Origin of the sequence: Arthrobacter sp. AK01, from assembly GCF_021109375.1 — a bacterium.
GTDB lineage: Bacteria > Actinomycetota > Actinomycetes > Actinomycetales > Micrococcaceae > Arthrobacter.
The window spans coordinates 1-15,527 of the sequence record NZ_JAJOHP010000091.1 but is presented as its reverse complement, the minus strand read 5'-3'; the positions used below and the strand labels follow the sequence as shown (position 1 = coordinate 15,527).

Annotated in this window: 16 protein-coding genes; 1 reads left to right on the top strand and 15 read right to left on the bottom strand. The window is 61.7% G+C overall.

Annotated elements, in window-relative coordinates; translation table 11 throughout:
* Window positions 1-145: 145 nt before the first annotated feature.
* Genes rpsQ through rpsJ form a run of 11 tightly spaced genes read right to left on the bottom strand, consistent with a single transcriptional unit; the run spans window position 146 to window position 5,468 of the window.
* Entirely contained in the window at window positions 146-442 is a 297-nt protein-coding gene (rpsQ, locus tag LN996_RS21345; RefSeq protein ID WP_011775587.1) for a 30S ribosomal protein S17, read from the bottom strand.
* On the bottom strand, window positions 439-759 hold the full coding sequence (rpmC, locus tag LN996_RS23755) for a 50S ribosomal protein L29 (RefSeq protein ID WP_014922387.1): 321 nt from the start codon (window positions 757-759) through the stop codon (window positions 439-441). Before rpmC ends, rpsQ begins: the two co-directional genes overlap by 4 nt.
* Before the next feature lie 2 nt (window positions 760-761).
* Entirely contained in the window at window positions 762-1,178 is a 417-nt protein-coding gene (rplP, locus tag LN996_RS21335; protein ID WP_003803795.1) for a 50S ribosomal protein L16, read from the bottom strand.
* Complete coding sequence (gene rpsC, locus LN996_RS21330) at window positions 1,179-2,000, bottom strand: 30S ribosomal protein S3 (protein WP_011775589.1); 822 nt, start codon at window positions 1,998-2,000, stop codon at window positions 1,179-1,181.
* Entirely contained in the window at window positions 2,001-2,366 is a 366-nt protein-coding gene (gene rplV, locus LN996_RS21325; protein ID WP_011775590.1) for a 50S ribosomal protein L22, read from the bottom strand.
* A gap of 38 nt (window positions 2,367-2,404) precedes the next feature.
* The gene (gene rpsS, locus LN996_RS21320; RefSeq protein ID WP_011775591.1) at window positions 2,405-2,686 is read right to left on the bottom strand and encodes a 30S ribosomal protein S19; all 282 of its coding nucleotides are present in this window, start codon (window positions 2,684-2,686) and stop codon (window positions 2,405-2,407) included.
* 12 nt (window positions 2,687-2,698) lie between these two features.
* On the bottom strand, window positions 2,699-3,538 hold the full coding sequence (gene rplB, locus LN996_RS21315) for a 50S ribosomal protein L2 (protein WP_011775592.1): 840 nt from the start codon (window positions 3,536-3,538) through the stop codon (window positions 2,699-2,701).
* A 29-nt stretch (window positions 3,539-3,567) separates the two neighbouring features.
* A complete protein-coding gene (gene rplW, locus LN996_RS21310; RefSeq protein WP_011775593.1) occupies window positions 3,568-3,873 on the bottom strand; it encodes a 50S ribosomal protein L23 in 306 nt (101 codons plus the stop codon).
* Window positions 3,870-4,487, bottom strand: coding sequence for a 50S ribosomal protein L4 (rplD, locus tag LN996_RS21305; RefSeq protein WP_018776684.1), 618 nt, complete (start codon window positions 4,485-4,487; stop codon window positions 3,870-3,872). Before rplD ends, rplW begins: the two co-directional genes overlap by 4 nt.
* Window positions 4,488-4,491: 4 nt before the next feature.
* Window positions 4,492-5,142 (bottom strand): 50S ribosomal protein L3, encoded by a 651-nt coding sequence (rplC, locus tag LN996_RS21300; RefSeq protein WP_026539807.1) that lies wholly within the window; start codon window positions 5,140-5,142, stop codon window positions 4,492-4,494.
* A 17-nt stretch (window positions 5,143-5,159) separates the two neighbouring features.
* The gene (gene rpsJ / locus LN996_RS21295) at window positions 5,160-5,468 is read right to left on the bottom strand and encodes a 30S ribosomal protein S10 (protein WP_003803825.1); all 309 of its coding nucleotides are present in this window, start codon (window positions 5,466-5,468) and stop codon (window positions 5,160-5,162) included.
* 393 nt (window positions 5,469-5,861) lie between these two features.
* Between rpsJ and LN996_RS21290 the strand changes: the two genes are divergently transcribed.
* Complete coding sequence (locus LN996_RS21290; RefSeq protein WP_231342951.1) at window positions 5,862-7,295, top strand: GH1 family beta-glucosidase; 1,434 nt, start codon at window positions 5,862-5,864, stop codon at window positions 7,293-7,295.
* A 21-nt stretch (window positions 7,296-7,316) separates the two neighbouring features.
* Here the strand turns inward: LN996_RS21290 and LN996_RS23750 are convergent, their stop codons facing one another.
* From LN996_RS23750 to fusA, 4 genes are all read right to left on the bottom strand, one after another.
* The gene (locus LN996_RS23750) at window positions 7,317-7,442 is read right to left on the bottom strand and encodes a hypothetical protein (RefSeq protein WP_256491713.1); all 126 of its coding nucleotides are present in this window, start codon (window positions 7,440-7,442) and stop codon (window positions 7,317-7,319) included.
* Between the two features lie 28 nt (window positions 7,443-7,470).
* Window positions 7,471-11,346: a hypothetical protein gene (locus tag LN996_RS21285; protein WP_231342949.1), complete on the bottom strand. Its 3,876-nt coding sequence runs from the start codon at window positions 11,344-11,346 to the stop codon at window positions 7,471-7,473.
* A gap of 493 nt (window positions 11,347-11,839) precedes the next feature.
* Window positions 11,840-13,030, bottom strand: coding sequence for an elongation factor Tu (tuf, locus tag LN996_RS21280; RefSeq protein ID WP_011775598.1), 1,191 nt, complete (start codon window positions 13,028-13,030; stop codon window positions 11,840-11,842).
* 231 nt (window positions 13,031-13,261) lie between these two features.
* Window positions 13,262-15,376, bottom strand: a complete 2,115-nt coding sequence (gene fusA / locus LN996_RS21275) for an elongation factor G (RefSeq protein WP_026539805.1) — start codon at window positions 15,374-15,376, stop codon at window positions 13,262-13,264.
* Window positions 15,377-15,527 lie beyond the last annotated feature (151 nt).

Sequence of the window (15,527 nt, the reverse complement as noted above, 5' to 3'; positions counted from 1 at the left end):
CCCCCCGCCCCCCCCAAAACAACCCAAACCCCCCCCCCCCCCCCCCCCCCCCCCCCCCCCCCCCCCCCCCCCCCCCCGCCCCCGCCGCCCCGCCCCCCCCCCCCGCCTTTCCAGTGAACCCTGCCAGGCGTGCCCGGCGTCGGATTTACTTGGCCTTTTCGAGGATCTCCACCAGACGCCACCGCTTGGTAGCGGAGAGCGGGCGGGTCTCAGAGATGAGAACGAGGTCGCCGATGCCGGCGGTGTTCTCTTCGTCGTGAGCCTTGATCTTCGAGGTGCGGCGAATAACCTTGCCGTACAGAGCGTGCTTCACGCGGTCTTCAACCTGAACAACGATGGTCTTTTCCATCTTGTCAGAGACAACGTAGCCGCGACGCGTCTTACGGTAACCGCGCTGTTCAGCGCTGGCTGCTGCTTCCGTCACAGTTTCCTTCTCGCTCACTTGGCGTCCTCTCCAGCTTCAACCTCGGCCTTTTCAGCCTTGGCAGCCTTCTTGGACTTCTTTTCTTCCTTGGCTTCCACAACCGGTGCGGCAACCTCGGCACGAATGCCCAGCTCGCGCTCACGGAGAACGGTGTAGATGCGTGCGATGTCCTTCTTTACCGCGCGCAGGCGACCGTGGTTCTCCAGCTGTCCGGTGGCGGACTGGAAACGCAGGTTGAACAGCTCTTCCTTGGACTTGCGGAGTTCTTCAACGAGACGCTCGTTGTCGAAACCGTCCAGCTGTGCGGGTGCGAGATCCTTCGACCCTACTGCCATTTCTATTCACCACCTTCGCGACGCACAATGCGTGCCTTCAACGGGAGCTTGTGGATTGCCAGGCGCAGGGCCTCGCGAGCTACCTCTTCATTGACACCGGAGAGTTCGAAGAGAACCCGGCCCGGCTTGACGTTTGCGACCCACCATTCCGGAGAACCCTTACCGGAACCCATGCGGGTTTCGGCAGGCTTCTTCGTCAGCGGACGGTCCGGGTAGATGTTGATCCAGACCTTGCCGCCACGCTTGATGTGGCGGGTCATCGCGATACGAGCGGACTCGATCTGACGGTTGGTTACGTATGCCGGGCTGAGAGCCTGGATACCGTACTCACCGAAGCTGACCTTGGTGCCGCCCGTAGCAGCGCCGGAACGACCCGGGTGGTGCTGCTTACGGTGCTTGACTCGACGTGGGATAAGCATTTAAGCCTGTCCTCCTTCTGCTGCCGGAGCAGCAGCTTCAGCGGCCGGTGCTTCAACGGCAGCGGGTGCTGCCTCAGCTGCCGGACGGTCGTTACGACGACGGCGGTCGCCACCCGGGCGGCCCGGACGGTCTCCTGCGCGGCCACGGGACGGAGCAGCAGCTGCCTGCTGAGCCAGTTCCTTGGCAGTTACGTCACCCTTGTAGATCCAAACCTTCACGCCGATACGGCCGAAGGTGGTCTTGGCTTCGTAGAAGCCGTAGTCGATGTTCGCGCGGAGGGTGTGCAGGGGCACACGGCCTTCGCGGTAGAACTCCGAGCGGGACATTTCTGCGCCACCCAGACGGCCCGAGCAAGCAACACGGATGCCCTTGGCACCCGCACGCTGTGCGGACTGCATTGCCTTCTTCATCGCACGGCGGAAAGCCACGCGGGAAGTCAGCTGCTCAGCGATGCCCTGGGCAACAAGCTGTGCTTCCATCTCGGGGTTCTTGACCTCGAGGATGTTCAGCTGAACCTGCTTGCCCGTGAGCTTTTCGAGCTCGCCGCGGATGCGGTCTGCTTCAGCGCCACGGCGGCCGATAACGATACCCGGGCGTGCCGTGTGGATATCCACGCGGACACGGTCGCGGGTGCGCTCGATCTCGACCTTGGCGATGCCGGCGCGCTCCATGCCGGTGGACATGAGCTGACGGATCTTGATGTCCTCGCGGACGAAGTCCTTGTAGCGCTGTCCGGGCTTGGTGCTGTCAGCGAACCAGTGCGAAACGTGGTCGGTGGTGATGCCGAGTCGGAACCCGTGCGGGTTTACTTTCTGTCCCACTTAGCGAGCCTCCTCTTTCTCCGGGGTTGCGACAACCAGCGTGATGTGGCTGGTCCGCTTCCTAATGCGGTAGGCGCGGCCCTGGGCACGCGGCTGGAACCGCTTCATGGTCGGGCCTTCATCAACAAATGCTTCGGTGATGAAGAGGTCGCTGTCGTCGAATGCAACGCCGTCACGGTCCGCGAGGACACGTGCGTTGGCCATTGCCGACTGAAGTACCTTGAATACCGGCTCCGAAGCTGCCTGGGGGGCAAACTTCAGAATTGCCAGAGCCTCATTCGCTTGCTTACCACGAACAAGGTTGACGACGCGCCGGGCCTTCATAGGCGTTACGCGGATGTGACGCGCAATAGCCTTGGCTTCCATTGCTTTCCTTCTCTCGTCTAAGACGTAAAGTCAGGCGCCTAGCGGCGCTTGCCCTTACGGTCGTCCTTAACATGGCCGCGGAATGTCCGCGTGGGAGCGAATTCGCCGAGCTTGTGCCCGACCATCGACTCAGTGACAAACACCGGGATGTGCTTGCGTCCGTCGTGTACGGCGATCGTGTGCCCGAGCATGTCGGGGATGATCATCGAACGGCGGGACCAGGTCTTGATGACGTTCTTGGTGCCCTTATCGTTTTCCCGTGCGACCTTCACAAAGAGGTGCTGGTCAACGAAAGGACCTTTTTTCAGGCTGCGTGGCATGTGTCCAGGCTCCTATCGCTTGTTCTTGCCAGTACGGCGGCGACGAACAATAAGCTTGTCGCTCTCTTTGTTCGGACGGCGGGTACGGCCCTCGGGCTTGCCGTTCGGGTTAACCGGGTGACGTCCACCGGAAGTCTTACCTTCACCACCACCGTGCGGGTGGTCAACCGGGTTCATGGCTACACCACGGACAGTCGGGCGAACGCCCTTCCAGCGCATACGGCCGGCCTTGCCCCAGTTGATGTTCGACTGCTCGGCGTTGCCGACCTCGCCGACGGTTGCGCGGCAGCGCACGTCAACGTTGCGGATTTCGCCGGAGGGCAGACGCAGCTGTGCGAAGCGGCCTTCCTTGGCAACGAGCTGTACCGAAGCACCTGCGGAACGAGCCATCTTGGCGCCGCCACCCGGACGCAGTTCAACTGCGTGGATTACGGTACCAACCGGGATGTTGCGCAGCGGCAGGTTGTTGCCCGGCTTGATGTCAGCGTCGGGACCAGCCTCGACGAAGTCACCCTGGGACAGCTTGTTAGGAGCGATGATGTAACGCTTGGTGCCATCAACGTAGTGCAGGAGTGCGATACGAGCCGTACGGTTCGGGTCGTACTCGATTTCGGCAACGCGGGCGTTGATGCCGTCCTTGTCGTGACGACGGAAGTCGATCAGACGGTACTGGCGCTTGTGCCCACCACCCTTGTGACGGGTGGTGATCTTACCGGAGTTGTTGCGGCCGCCAGTCTTGTGCAGCGGACGCAGCAACGACTTTTCCGGAGTCGATCGCGTGATTTCAGCAAAGTCGGCTACGCTCGAGCCACGACGGCCCGGGGTAGTCGGCTTGTATTTACGGATTCCCATAATTTATTTCCTCGTTAAAGTGGTCTCCGCTACGCGAGCGGACCGCCGAAGATGTCGATTGTGCCTTCTTTGAGGGTGACAATTGCACGCTTGGTGCTCTTGCGCTGTCCCCAGCCGAATTTGGTGCGCTTGCGCTTACCGGCACGGTTGATGGTGTTGATCGAGTCAACTTTGACCGAGAAGATCTTCTCTACGGCCAGCTTGATCTCGGTCTTGTTCGAGCGAGGGTCCACCAGGAAGGTGTACTTGCCTTCGTCGATCAGACCGTAGCTCTTTTCCGATACGACGGGTGCAAGCACGACGTCGCGCGGGTCCTTGATGGTGGTTACGCTCACTTGGAGGCCTCCTCGTTCTTTGCCTTGTCAGCGACGAACGCCTCGAAAGCAGCCTTGGTGAAGACCACGTCGTCGGAGATAAGCACGTCGTAGGTGTTCAGCTGATCTGCGTACAGAACGTGAACATCCTGGAGGTTGCGCACGGAAAGTGCAGCAACATCGTTGGCGCGCTCGATAACGACGAGCAGGTTCTTGCGCTCTGTGACGGAGCGCAGCGAAGCCAGTGCGTCCTTGGCGGACGGCTTGGTGCCGGCTACCAGTTCAGCGATGACGTGGATGCGGCCGTTGCGGGCGCGGTCAGACAGGGCGCCGCGGAGTGCAGCAGCCTTCATCTTCTTGGGGGTGCGCTGGCTGTAGTCACGAGGGGTCGGACCATGGACAACGCCACCGCCGGTCATGTGAGGAGCACGGATTGAACCCTGACGGGCGCGGCCGGTGCCCTTCTGCTTGAACGGCTTGCGACCTGCACCGGAAACCTCGGCGCGGGTCTTCGTCTTGTGAGTACCCTGGCGTGCAGCAGCGAGCTGTGCGACGACGACCTGGTGCAGCAGCGGCACGTTGGTCTGGACGTCGAAGATCTCTGCAGGCAGGTCTACCTTGACAGTGCTAGTCATTGAACTAGGCTCCCTTCACGGCGGTGCGTACGAGTACGACCTGGCCGCGGGCACCGGGAACGGCACCCTTGATAAGGAGCAGCGACTTCTCAACGTCAACAGCGTGAACCGTGAGGTTCAGCGTGGTGTGACGCTCGGCGCCCATGCGGCCGGCCATTTTCAGGCCCTTGAAGACGCGGCTCGGGGTGGATGCGCCACCGATGGAGCCAGGCTTACGGTGGTTCTTGTGGGCACCGTGGGAAGCGCCAACGCCGTGGAAGCCGTGACGCTTCATAACACCGGCAAAGCCCTTACCCTTGGAAGTGCCGACGACGTCGATCTTCTGGCCGGCTTCGAAGATCTCAACAGAGAGCTCCTGGCCCAGCTCGTAGGATGCGGCGTCTGCGGTACGCAGTTCGACGACGTGGCGGCGAGGAGTTACGCCAGCCTTTTCAAAGTGACCAGCCAGCGGCTTGGTGACCTTGCGGGGGTCGATCTGGCCGTAGCCGATCTGGACGGCGACGTAGCCATCTACCTCTGCGTTGCGCAGCTGCGTGATGACGTTGGAGTCAGCCTGGACGACAGTTACCGGGATGAGCTTGTTGTTCTCGTCCCAGACCTGGGTCATGCCGAGCTTCGTGCCCAGCAGGCCCTTTACGTTACGGGTTGCGGTCATAGTCTCTCAGCACCTCCCTAGAGCTTGATTTCGATGTTCACGTCTGCGGGCAGGTCGAGACGCATAAGCGAGTCAACAGCCTTCGGCGTGGGGTCGATGATGTCGATCAGACGCTTGTGAGTACGCATTTCGAAGTGCTCACGGCTGTCCTTGTACTTGTGAGGAGAGCGAATAACGCAGTAAACGTTCTTCTCCGTGGGCAGCGGCACCGGGCCGACTACCGTTGCGCCTGCGCGCGTGACCGTCTCAACGATCTTCCGCGCTGAAACATCAATGACCTCGTGGTCATATGACTTCAGCCGGATGCGGATTTTTTGTCCCGCCATGTCGCCTGACTCTCTTTCAGCTAGTGCTGCTCTAGTTAGGGCTGCTCTGTTTACTTACCTGTTGTTGTGGCCGCCGAAGCGTTTGAGGTATTACCACCACACGCCGCACAAGCTGAATCCGGATATTCCGGGTTCCTCAACCTGCCGGCGCACCGACCCCCGCGGTCGGGCGTGTCGCGATTTCCACGCAGACTCGACCGCATTCCATGGGGTTCAGGGTTATGTTTGGGCTTCCACCTGGACCCTGACACCCGGCATTATCCGGATCGGGACACGAAGAAGCGCTTGAACAACTCATCCAGTATGGCGGAAATATGAGGCAAAGGCCAATCGGCGCTATAAGGGCCCCGCAGAACCATTGCCCGGTGGCCTGCGCCTGAGGAAGATTGGGACATGACCGTCCAGGATTCAGGCTCCGTGGAAGATCTTGCCGCGCGCCTGCGTCCGGGTTTCACGCTGGGCGTGGCCTCGGCAGCTTTCCAGATTGAAGGGTCGCTGACCTCTGATGGCCGCGGCCCCTCAGGGTGGGATGCCTTCGCGGAAAAGCCAGGAGCAATAGTCGACGGCGGCTCTCCCACTGTAGCGTGCGACCATTACAACCGCTCCGATGAAGACATCGCCTTGATGCAGGAGCTTGGCGTGGACTCATACCGCTTCTCGTTGTCCTGGCCGCGGATCCAACCCGGCGGCAAGGGCTCCATCAATCAACGCGGCCTGGACTTCTACGATCGCCTCATAGACAAACTCCTGGCCGCCGGCATCTCCCCCATGGCCACCCTGTTCCACTGGGACACGCCATTGGAACTGGAGCATGCGGGAGGATGGATGAACCGGGACACGGCCGAGCGCTTCGCCGTTTACTGCGCGGCCGCAGCAGACCGCTTCGGTGACCGCGTTGATCACTGGGTCACGATGAACGAGCCCGTGTCAGTCACCGTGCAGGGGTACTCGTTGGGTGTGCATGCCCCGGGCCGGCAGCTGCTGTTTGATTCGCTGCCTGCCGCACATCATCAATTGCTGGGACACGGGATGGCCGTTCGTGTCCTCCGGGACGCCGGCGTCAAAGGACAGATCGGGGTGTCCAACATGCACTGCCCCGTTGAGCCCGCCAGCAACAGTCTTGGCGACCGGCTGATGACGCAGGCGCTGGACCTGATCCTCAACCGCATCTATGCCGACGCGATACTGCTTGGCCGATACCCCAAGCCGCCCTGGCCCATGAAGCCGTGGTTCCGCTCACTTGGCACCATCCACGACGGCGATCTTGAACTGATCGGCCAACCTTTGGACTTCTACGGGCTCAACTACTACTACCCCGTGAAGGTGGCAGCGGGCCCCGGGCCGGCGGAGATCCCCACCGGGAGGTCAACGGAGATGAGCGAAGTTCCTTTCCACTTGGCCGCCTACCAGGAGTATGAAACCACAGGGTTCGGCTGGCCCGTCGCGCCGGATTACCTGGCGTTGCTGCTGCGGCAAATGAAGGACCGGTACGGGGACGCCCTTCCCCCGGTATACATCACCGAAGGCGGGGCAAGTTTTCCGGAACCTGCCCATGTTGACGGGCCCATCCAGGACACCAACCGCATTTCCTACCTGGCTGAGCACCTGGGCCACGCCCTGACAGCAACGGGGCCGGGCGGCATTGCCGAGGACGTGGACCTACGCGGCTACTACGTCTGGACGTTGCTGGACAATTTCGAATGGGCGGCAGGCTATTCCCAGCGCTTCGGGCTGGTCCACGTGGACTTCCATACTTTGGAACGGACCCCCAAGGAATCCTTTTACTGGTTGCGTGCACTGGAACGGGCCCGCACCCACGAGCCTTAGCCCAAGCTTGCTAAAACGACGTTACTTGTTCTTGTTGGCACGCCTGATGCGCTTGGCGCGTTCAATTTCATTCCGAAAGTTCTTGCGGCCCCACAGCACGCCGCCACCGATGGCGGCAATGACTGCCAGGAAAATCAGGAATTCCATGCTGCGCTCCTCTTTGTAGACTGCCAGATTATCGGATTCCGTCCCGGCTGCTGTCCGGACTGACGTCGCTTTCCGGTGCTGGCACCGACCCAGGCAGTTCCGGTTTCCGGTTCAAACGCCACACCGCGAGAATAATCAGCGCCAAGGCGACAAGCGCCAGCATAGCGAAGGCGTACGAGCGCAAGGCCCACATGACGCTCAGCGCGACACCGGCGGCGCCCCACCAGACCAAGACCCTTTCGGCCAGGAACAGCCCTGCGACCAGGAGTACCGCGTGACCCACCAGAACATACAGCTGCTGGGATGTGGTGCCGCCAAAAATGGTCCCCAAGGACGTCAACGACAAGGCGCCTGCGGCGATGCAGAGCCGAAGCAGGCCGTCGCTCCGTTGGCCCCTGATGTAGCGCAGTCCTGCTAAAACAGCGACCGCCAGGACGTACCACTGAGCAACCCAGAACCACTGCGGCCCGGCATCACCGACGAACAGCACTGCACGTTGGAATGCCGCCACGGAGGCCAGCGCCGCAATCTCTCCAGCCAGCCACTTGCTGGACGGCAGCTCCACAACTATCAGCACGCCGGCCGCCACCACCAGGACGAAGCCGACCCACGAGGTCTCATCGCGGACCATTCCAACGGCAGCCGAGGAGACCAGCGCCACCGCCGCGGTACAAACAACTGCATTCCGCCGAAGGGGTTGCCCCACGATGGCCATCCCGCCAAACAGCTTCACCGCATACAGGGCCACTGCTGCACCAACACCGCCCACCAGCCAGGGAGCGTAGTCGCCCCACACTCCCGGGGGCATCCCCCTCAGCAAACCCTCGACGGCGGGCACGGCACCTACCAGCAAGGACGGGGCCGCACCGAGATAGAGGACGGGCAGCTCCTCTACGTGCGAGGCAGCAAACAGGACGCCGGCAAACACCACGACGGCAAGCCCTGTCATGGCAGAGGACACGTCCAGCGACATCAGACCACCAGTCACCACGAAGGCAAGCGCCGCGACGAACCAGAACCAGCGCTCCGTGGAGTGCGGCCCAGTAATCTGCCCGGGACGGACCACATGGCGAACTACCCGTACAACCACGAACAAGGCGGCGAGCCCGAGGAGCAGCGCGGGCACCTGAGCCCTGTCAAGCAGCGGTTGGTGGAGCCACGTGCCGGACGGGAACAGCAAGGACGGGCCCGCTGCGATCACTGCACCGCCCAGGCCAGCGACACCAAAGTACTCGGATCCACGTGCACGCAGGAAACGCCGGACGATCCCAGCGGATGCCACGGCAAGCGCTAACTGGACGATGACCACCCAACGGCCGCCGCCGTCGAAATCGCGCCCCAGCAGGTAGGCCGCTGGCAACAGGAGTTGGGCAGCCAGAGTGCCCCATACCGTGGCCTGTTGGAAGGCGATGTCCAATCCCCGGCTTCGCTGGAGCAAGGTCACCACATGCTGCAGCACGAGGACCACCGTCACGGCCATGGACACGATGGTGCCCGACCCTGAAAGATCCTCGACAAGCACCCCGATGAAAGCCAGCGACAGGACGCGAACTCCCAGCATGTAGCCGCCCCGGACCATTCGGTCCCGTTCCACAGCAACCATGAAAGCGCTGTAGGTCGCGAAGATCCCCAGCAGGATCTCCAGGTCCCGCACATTCCCCAGCCGAAGCGCCAGGAGCAGCACAAAGGCTGCCGGAGCAAAGATCCAAGCTCCTTGGTGGCGGCGCAGGACGACACCGCAGAGAACAGCCGCCAGGGCCGCTCCAATGGCCACCGCCCCCGGCTGCCACCCCTCACGCTGGAACCGCTCTCCCCATGCAGCGGAAACAGTCAGGACCGTGGCTGCCCCTGCCATGAGGATAACTACCGCTCCGGCGTCGACCATGGAGGCGCGGGGGAAACGCCGCTGGCTTTGCACCCGCAGGGGTAGAACCAATTGCAGGCCCGCCGCCAGCGCTACGACCAGCGGAACGGCGGGAAGCTCACCGGCAACGCTGAAGCTCCAGCCATGCCGTATTGCGTCGAAGTAGGCCGATCCGGCCAGCAAGGTACCGACCGCACGCGCCATCCACCAGTAGCTCTGGCGGTGGTATGAAACCGGGATCCGAAGCGCGGTTGCCACAAGGTACGCGACGGCCACCAGGAGGACAACGTTTGCCAGAGCCAACGAGACAACTGCCGCGGCAACCACGCCGGCAACAAGGGCCGTGGCTGGAGCAAGCGATTCCCCCAGGGTTGGCCGCCAGGACACGGAGCCAGCGTTGCGCTGGCGGGCCGACGGGAACAACAGCAGCCCCGACGCCACCCCGGCTGACAGGACCAGGAGCACTCCCGCCAGGACAAACGGGTGTCCCACCGCGTGGTCGACGATGGGCAGGACAAGGAGGCTGGCCATGGCGAGCCCGGCGAATCCAGCAAGGGACGCCTGCGGGGCAAGCAGGCGGATACCCGTGCGATCAAGCCCGGCACTGATGATTAGTTGCACCACGGCCGCTGCGAGGAGGGCCGCCAAGGACAGAGCAATCCGGTCCGGGTTCTCCTCAAAGATGCCGGCCACCATGGCGGGGACGGCCGCCGTTAAGGCAATCCGACCGGCAAGGATCAGCTGTAGACGGAACGATGCCGGGCGGACCGCCGCCAGCAGGAACCAGAACAACCCGGCAGAAGCCAGCAGCGCAGAAACCGGCCATGCTCCCAGAAGACCCATGAACGGGAGACACACTGCGAGAACGACGCCCGCTGCGAACTCCGTGCCGTGGCCCAGCTTCCAGCCCACTACCATGGCCGTGAGCATGGTGACGGAGAGAGGAAGATACGCGGGCAGCTCGTAAGTCCCGAGACCCAACACCACAGTCAGAATGGCTGCCGTGGCCAGCTGCAGGCCCAGGCAGGACACAGCATCGTTCCACCATGTGCGCAGCTTCAGCGCCGCTCCCCCGAAGGCAACTCCCAAAGAATGGACGGCACAGCAAATGACTGCGGCAAACATCACGGTGCTGATGTCCGAGCTAACGTCCCAGACCAACCCCAGCAACGCCAGTGTCAAGGCTGCACGGGCACCATAGAAGTGCTGCAGCCTGTACCGGGCCTGTGGCACGAAGGCCATCACGGCAAAGTAGATGCCACACATCAGCATTACCAGGGGGTACTCGCCCTTGGATAACAGATACGGCGTGAACGTCACCGCAAGCGCCACCAACGGCACCACAAAAGGATGGAGCACCATCAGCGGACGGACATAGAGTGGCGGCAACCATCGCGGACGAATCAACGCCCCCAGCGTGAGGATGATGGCGACCCCGATGAGCGCAGTGAAGTACCAAACCAAAGCACCGCCCAAAACGGAGACCCCTGACCACGCAGTGGAGACAACGAAGCTCAGGGAAAGGAAGGCCAGCACTTTGTTGTCGAGCCGCACCGCAGTGTAGGCGTACACAGCCGTCCCCAGCAGCGAGGTCACCAGCCAGGCCGCAGGACCGTTGGGCAGCACGAAGTTGTACATGGCAAGCCCCGTGACGGGGACGAGCGCCAAGCCCGTACCAACAAAAGCCACAGCGGCCGGACGCAAACGGGGCATTTTGGCGTGAATTACCAAACCTGCCACATAGAACAAGGTGGTGATGAAGCATATGCCCGCGAAGCGGAAGAGTTCCGGGAGGCTTGTCCCCACAAACAGGGCTCCGGCCGCTACCAGAAGAAGGCTGGCAACGTAGAGGGTGACGTTGATGTTCTGCTGGTCGCGCTTCGATTTACGGGCTGCAGCGGCCTCTGGCGACTCCCGGACGACCGGGGTGTGCTGGCCCTCGGCCCAACGCTGCTGTGCTACGAGCGGGCGCTGCGGAACTGCGGGAGGTTGGACTCGCGACGGCGGCAAGGGCATGGACGCTGGAAACGGGGTGCCCACGTGTGTTGGAGGATGCACTGGCGGGGAGGCCGGCATCACGGGGCGGCCTGCAGCCGCAGGGGCATATGGGGCAGGCGGGGCAAATGACGCAGGCGGAGCAGATGCAGCAGGCGAAGCAAACGGATGGGGCGCAGGCACCTCCACCGCCCCCTTCTTTGCCTCGGCATCGCGCCAACCCGCCAGGTGCCCCGCCATGTATCCAGCTTGATAGGAATGCTGTTCGGCCATCTCCGTGGAGGCAGCGACCCCCGCAGTATCCCTTCGACCCCGATTCCGACCAATGGAATGGCTGACGGCTCCTGTCACAACAAGGAGTATCAGTACTAGCAGGATTTCCATGGCTACTCCTTGACGTCACAGGGCATGGGACACCCCGCGTTAATCCATTCGATAGATAAATAGTAGCAAAGAAGAACCCCATCGCCGAAGCGACGGGGCCCTTCTTTACGTGACTACCGGCTGGGCCGGAAAGTCAGTGATCTACAAGTAGTGACTACTTGATGATGCTGGTGACACGTCCCGAACCAACGGTGCGGCCGCCTTCGCGGATAGCGAAGCCGAGGCCCTCTTCCATAGCGATCGGCTGGATGAGCGCAACGGTCATCTCAGTGTTGTCGCCAGGCATAACCATTTCCGTGCCTTCCGGCAGGGTGATAACGCCGGTTACGTCCGTGGTACGGAAGTAGAACTGCGGGCGGTAGTTGGAGTAGAACGGGTTGTGACGTCCGCCTTCGTCCTTGGAAAGGATGTAGACGTTAGCCTCGAAGTCGGTGTGCGGGGTGATGGAACCCGGCTTGACGACAACCTGGCCACGCTCGACATCGTCGCGCTTCAGACCGCGGAGCAGGAGGCCACAGTTCTCGCCGGCCCATGCTTCGTCGAGCTGCTTGTGGAACATCTCGATACCGGTAACCGTGGTCTTCTGGATCGGGCGGATGCCAACGATCTCAACCTCGGAGTTGATGGCGAGGGTTCCACGCTCGGCGCGGCCCGTAACAACGGTGCCACGACCGGTGATCGTGAAGACGTCTTCGATCGGCATCAGGAACGGCTTGTCGCGGTCACGTACGGGGTCCGGAACGGACTCGTCGACAGCTGCCATCAAGTCCTGGACGGACTTGACCCAAACCGGGTCGCCTTCCAGAGCCTTGAGGCCGGAAACGCGAACAACCGGAGCCTCATCGCCATCGAAGCCCTGCGAGCTCAGGAGCTCACGAACTTCCATTTCGACGAGGTCGAGGAGTTCTTCGTCATCAACCATGTCGGACTTGTTCAGTGCGACCAGCAGGTAGGGAACACCAACCTGGCGGGCGAGCAGAACGTGCTCACGGGTCTGAGCCATCGGACCATCGGTTGCAGCAACCACGAGGATTGCGCCGTCCATCTGGGCAGCACCGGTGATCATGTTCTTGATGTAGTCAGCGTGACCCGGGGCGTCTACGTGTGCGTAGTGGCGCTTCTCGGTCTGGTACTCCACGTGGGAGATGTTGATGGTAATACCGCGCTGGCGCTCTTCCGGAGCAGAGTCAATCGACGCGAAGTCGCGCTGCTCGTTGAGATCCGGGTACTGGTCGTACAGCACCTTGGAAATGGCGGCAGTCAGCGTCGTCTTACCGTGGTCAACGTGACCAATGGTGCCGATGTTGACGTGCGGCTTAGTCCGCTCGAACTTTGCCTTTGCCACAGGTTCCTCCTAGAACGATTTCAAGTGAAGTGCTCCTCGGCCGCGCTTTTCGCGGCAGAAACTTTAGCAAGTCTACTTGGGGGCTTGGTTTTGGTGAAATTGCAGATTCAGGAACCAATGGTAGTTCCTCGAGCCTGTTTGCGCAGGGGCCGGGCCGCGGCTGTCGCCGCAGCCCCGCCTCACACGCTTAGATGCCTTCCCGATACCGGAATTGCATCCGTTACCGGGAGATTACTCGCCGCGGGTTTTCTGGATGATCTCGTCGGCAACTGCCTTCGGGACCTCCGCGTAGCTGTTGAACGTCATGGAGTACACAGCGCGACCCTGGGTCTTGGACCGGAGGTCACCGATGTAGCCGAACATGCCGGACAGCGGAACGTGTGCACGGATAACCTTCACACCTGCTGCGTCTTCCATGGACTGCATCTGGCCACGGCGGGCGTTCAGGTCACCAATAACATCACCCATGTATTCCTCAGGTGTGCGGACCTCAACATCCATCAGCGGTTCAAGCAGAACAGGGTTCGCCTTGCGTGCAGCTTCCTTGAAAGCCATACGGCCGGCGATCTTGAACGCCATTTCCGAGGAGTCAACATCGTGGGACGCGCCGTCAATCAGCGTGGCCTTGATGCCGACTACCGGGTAACCGGCCAGGACGCCGTCGTTCAGTGCATCCTGGATACCAGCGTCAACGGACGGAATGTATTCACGCGGAACGCGGCCACCAGTGACCTTGTTCTCGAATGCGTACAGCTCGCCGGAGGCGGTGTCCATGGGCTCGATCGCGATCTGGATCTTTGCGAACTGACCCGAACCACCGGTCTGCTTCTTGTGCGTGTAGTCATGACGCTCGACTGCGCGCTTGATGGTTTCGCGGTAAGCAACCTGCGGCTTGCCGACGTTTGCCTCGACCTTGAATTCGCGGCGCATGCGGTCCACCAGGATGTCCAGGTGGAGCTCGCCCATGCCGGCGATGATGGTCTGGCCAGTGTCTTCGTTGAGGGAGACCTGGAAGGTCGGGTCCTCAGCGGAGAGCTTCTGGATGGCCGTGGAGAGCTTCTCCTGGTCACCCTTGGTGTTCGGCTCGATGGCAACCGAGATCACGGGCTCCGGGAAGCTCATGGACTCGAGGACGATCTGGTTGTTGGCATCACACAGGGTGTCACCCGTGGTGGTGTCCTTCAGACCGATGGCTGCGTAGATGTGGCCGGCGGTAGCGCCCTCAACGGGCATTTCCTTGTTGGCGTGCATCTGGAACAGCTTGCCGATACGTTCCTTCTTGCCCTTGGTGGAGTTAACCACCTGGGCGCCGGCCTCAACGTGACCGGAGTACACGCGGACGAAGGTCAGCTGACCGAAGAACGGGTGCGCAGCAATCTTGAAGGCGAGGGCCGAGAACGGCTCGTCAGCAGAGGGCTTGCGGGTGAGTTCCTTCTCTTCGTCGCGGGGATCGTGACCGATCATCGGCGGGACGTCGAGCGGGTTCGGCAGGAAGTCAACAACAGCGTCAAGCATCGGCTGGACACCGCGGTTCTTGAAGGCAGAACCACAGAACACCGGGTAGAGCTCGGAGTTGATGGTCATCTTGCGGATGCCGGCCTTCAGTTCCTCAAGGGTGAGTTCTTCACCTTCGAGGTACTTCTCCATGAGTTCTTCGGAAGCCTCGGCCACAGTCTCTACGAGCTGTGCACGGTACTCTTCAGCCTTGGCCTGGAGGTCCGCCGGGATTTCCTGCACTTCGTAGGAAGCGCCCATGGTGACGTCACCCTTTGCGTCGCCAGGCCAAACCAGCGCGCGCATTTCGAGGAGGTCAACAACACCAATGAAGTCGTTCTCAGCGCCGATGGGCAGCTGCATGACCAGCGGCTTGGCACCAAGGCGGGAGATGATGGTGTCTACGGTGAAGTAGAAGTCAGCGCCCAGCTTGTCCATCTTGTTGACGAAGCAGATACGCGGAACGTTGTACTTGTCAGCCTGGCGCCAAACAGTCTCGGACTGCGGCTCCACGCCTTCCTTGCCGTCGAACACTGCGACTGCGCCGTCGAGGACGCGCAAGGAGCGCTCAACCTCAACGGTGAAGTCGACGTGGCCCGGAGTGTCGATGATGTTGATCTGGTTCTTGTCCCAGAAGCAAGTCACGGCGGCAGACGTGATGGTGATGCCGCGTTCCTTTTCCTGTTCCATCCAGTCAGTCGTCGAAGCGCCGTCGTGCGTCTCGCCGATCTTGTGGTTCACACCCGTGTAGAACAGGATGCGCTCGGTAGTGGTGGTCTTGCCGGCATCGATGTGGGCCATGATGCCGATGTTGCGGACCTTATTAAGGTCGGTAAGCACGTCCTGTGCCACGGGGTCTCCCTTTCGGATGGACTACACGTTCGCCGGGGGGGGGGCGGGGGGGCGCCGGGGGGGGGGGGCTTTTTATAATTGTGTGTTTTGGGGGGGATGTGGTTGTGGGGCCGACTTATGTGGGGGGGGTTGTTGAAAAAAGAAGCACCCC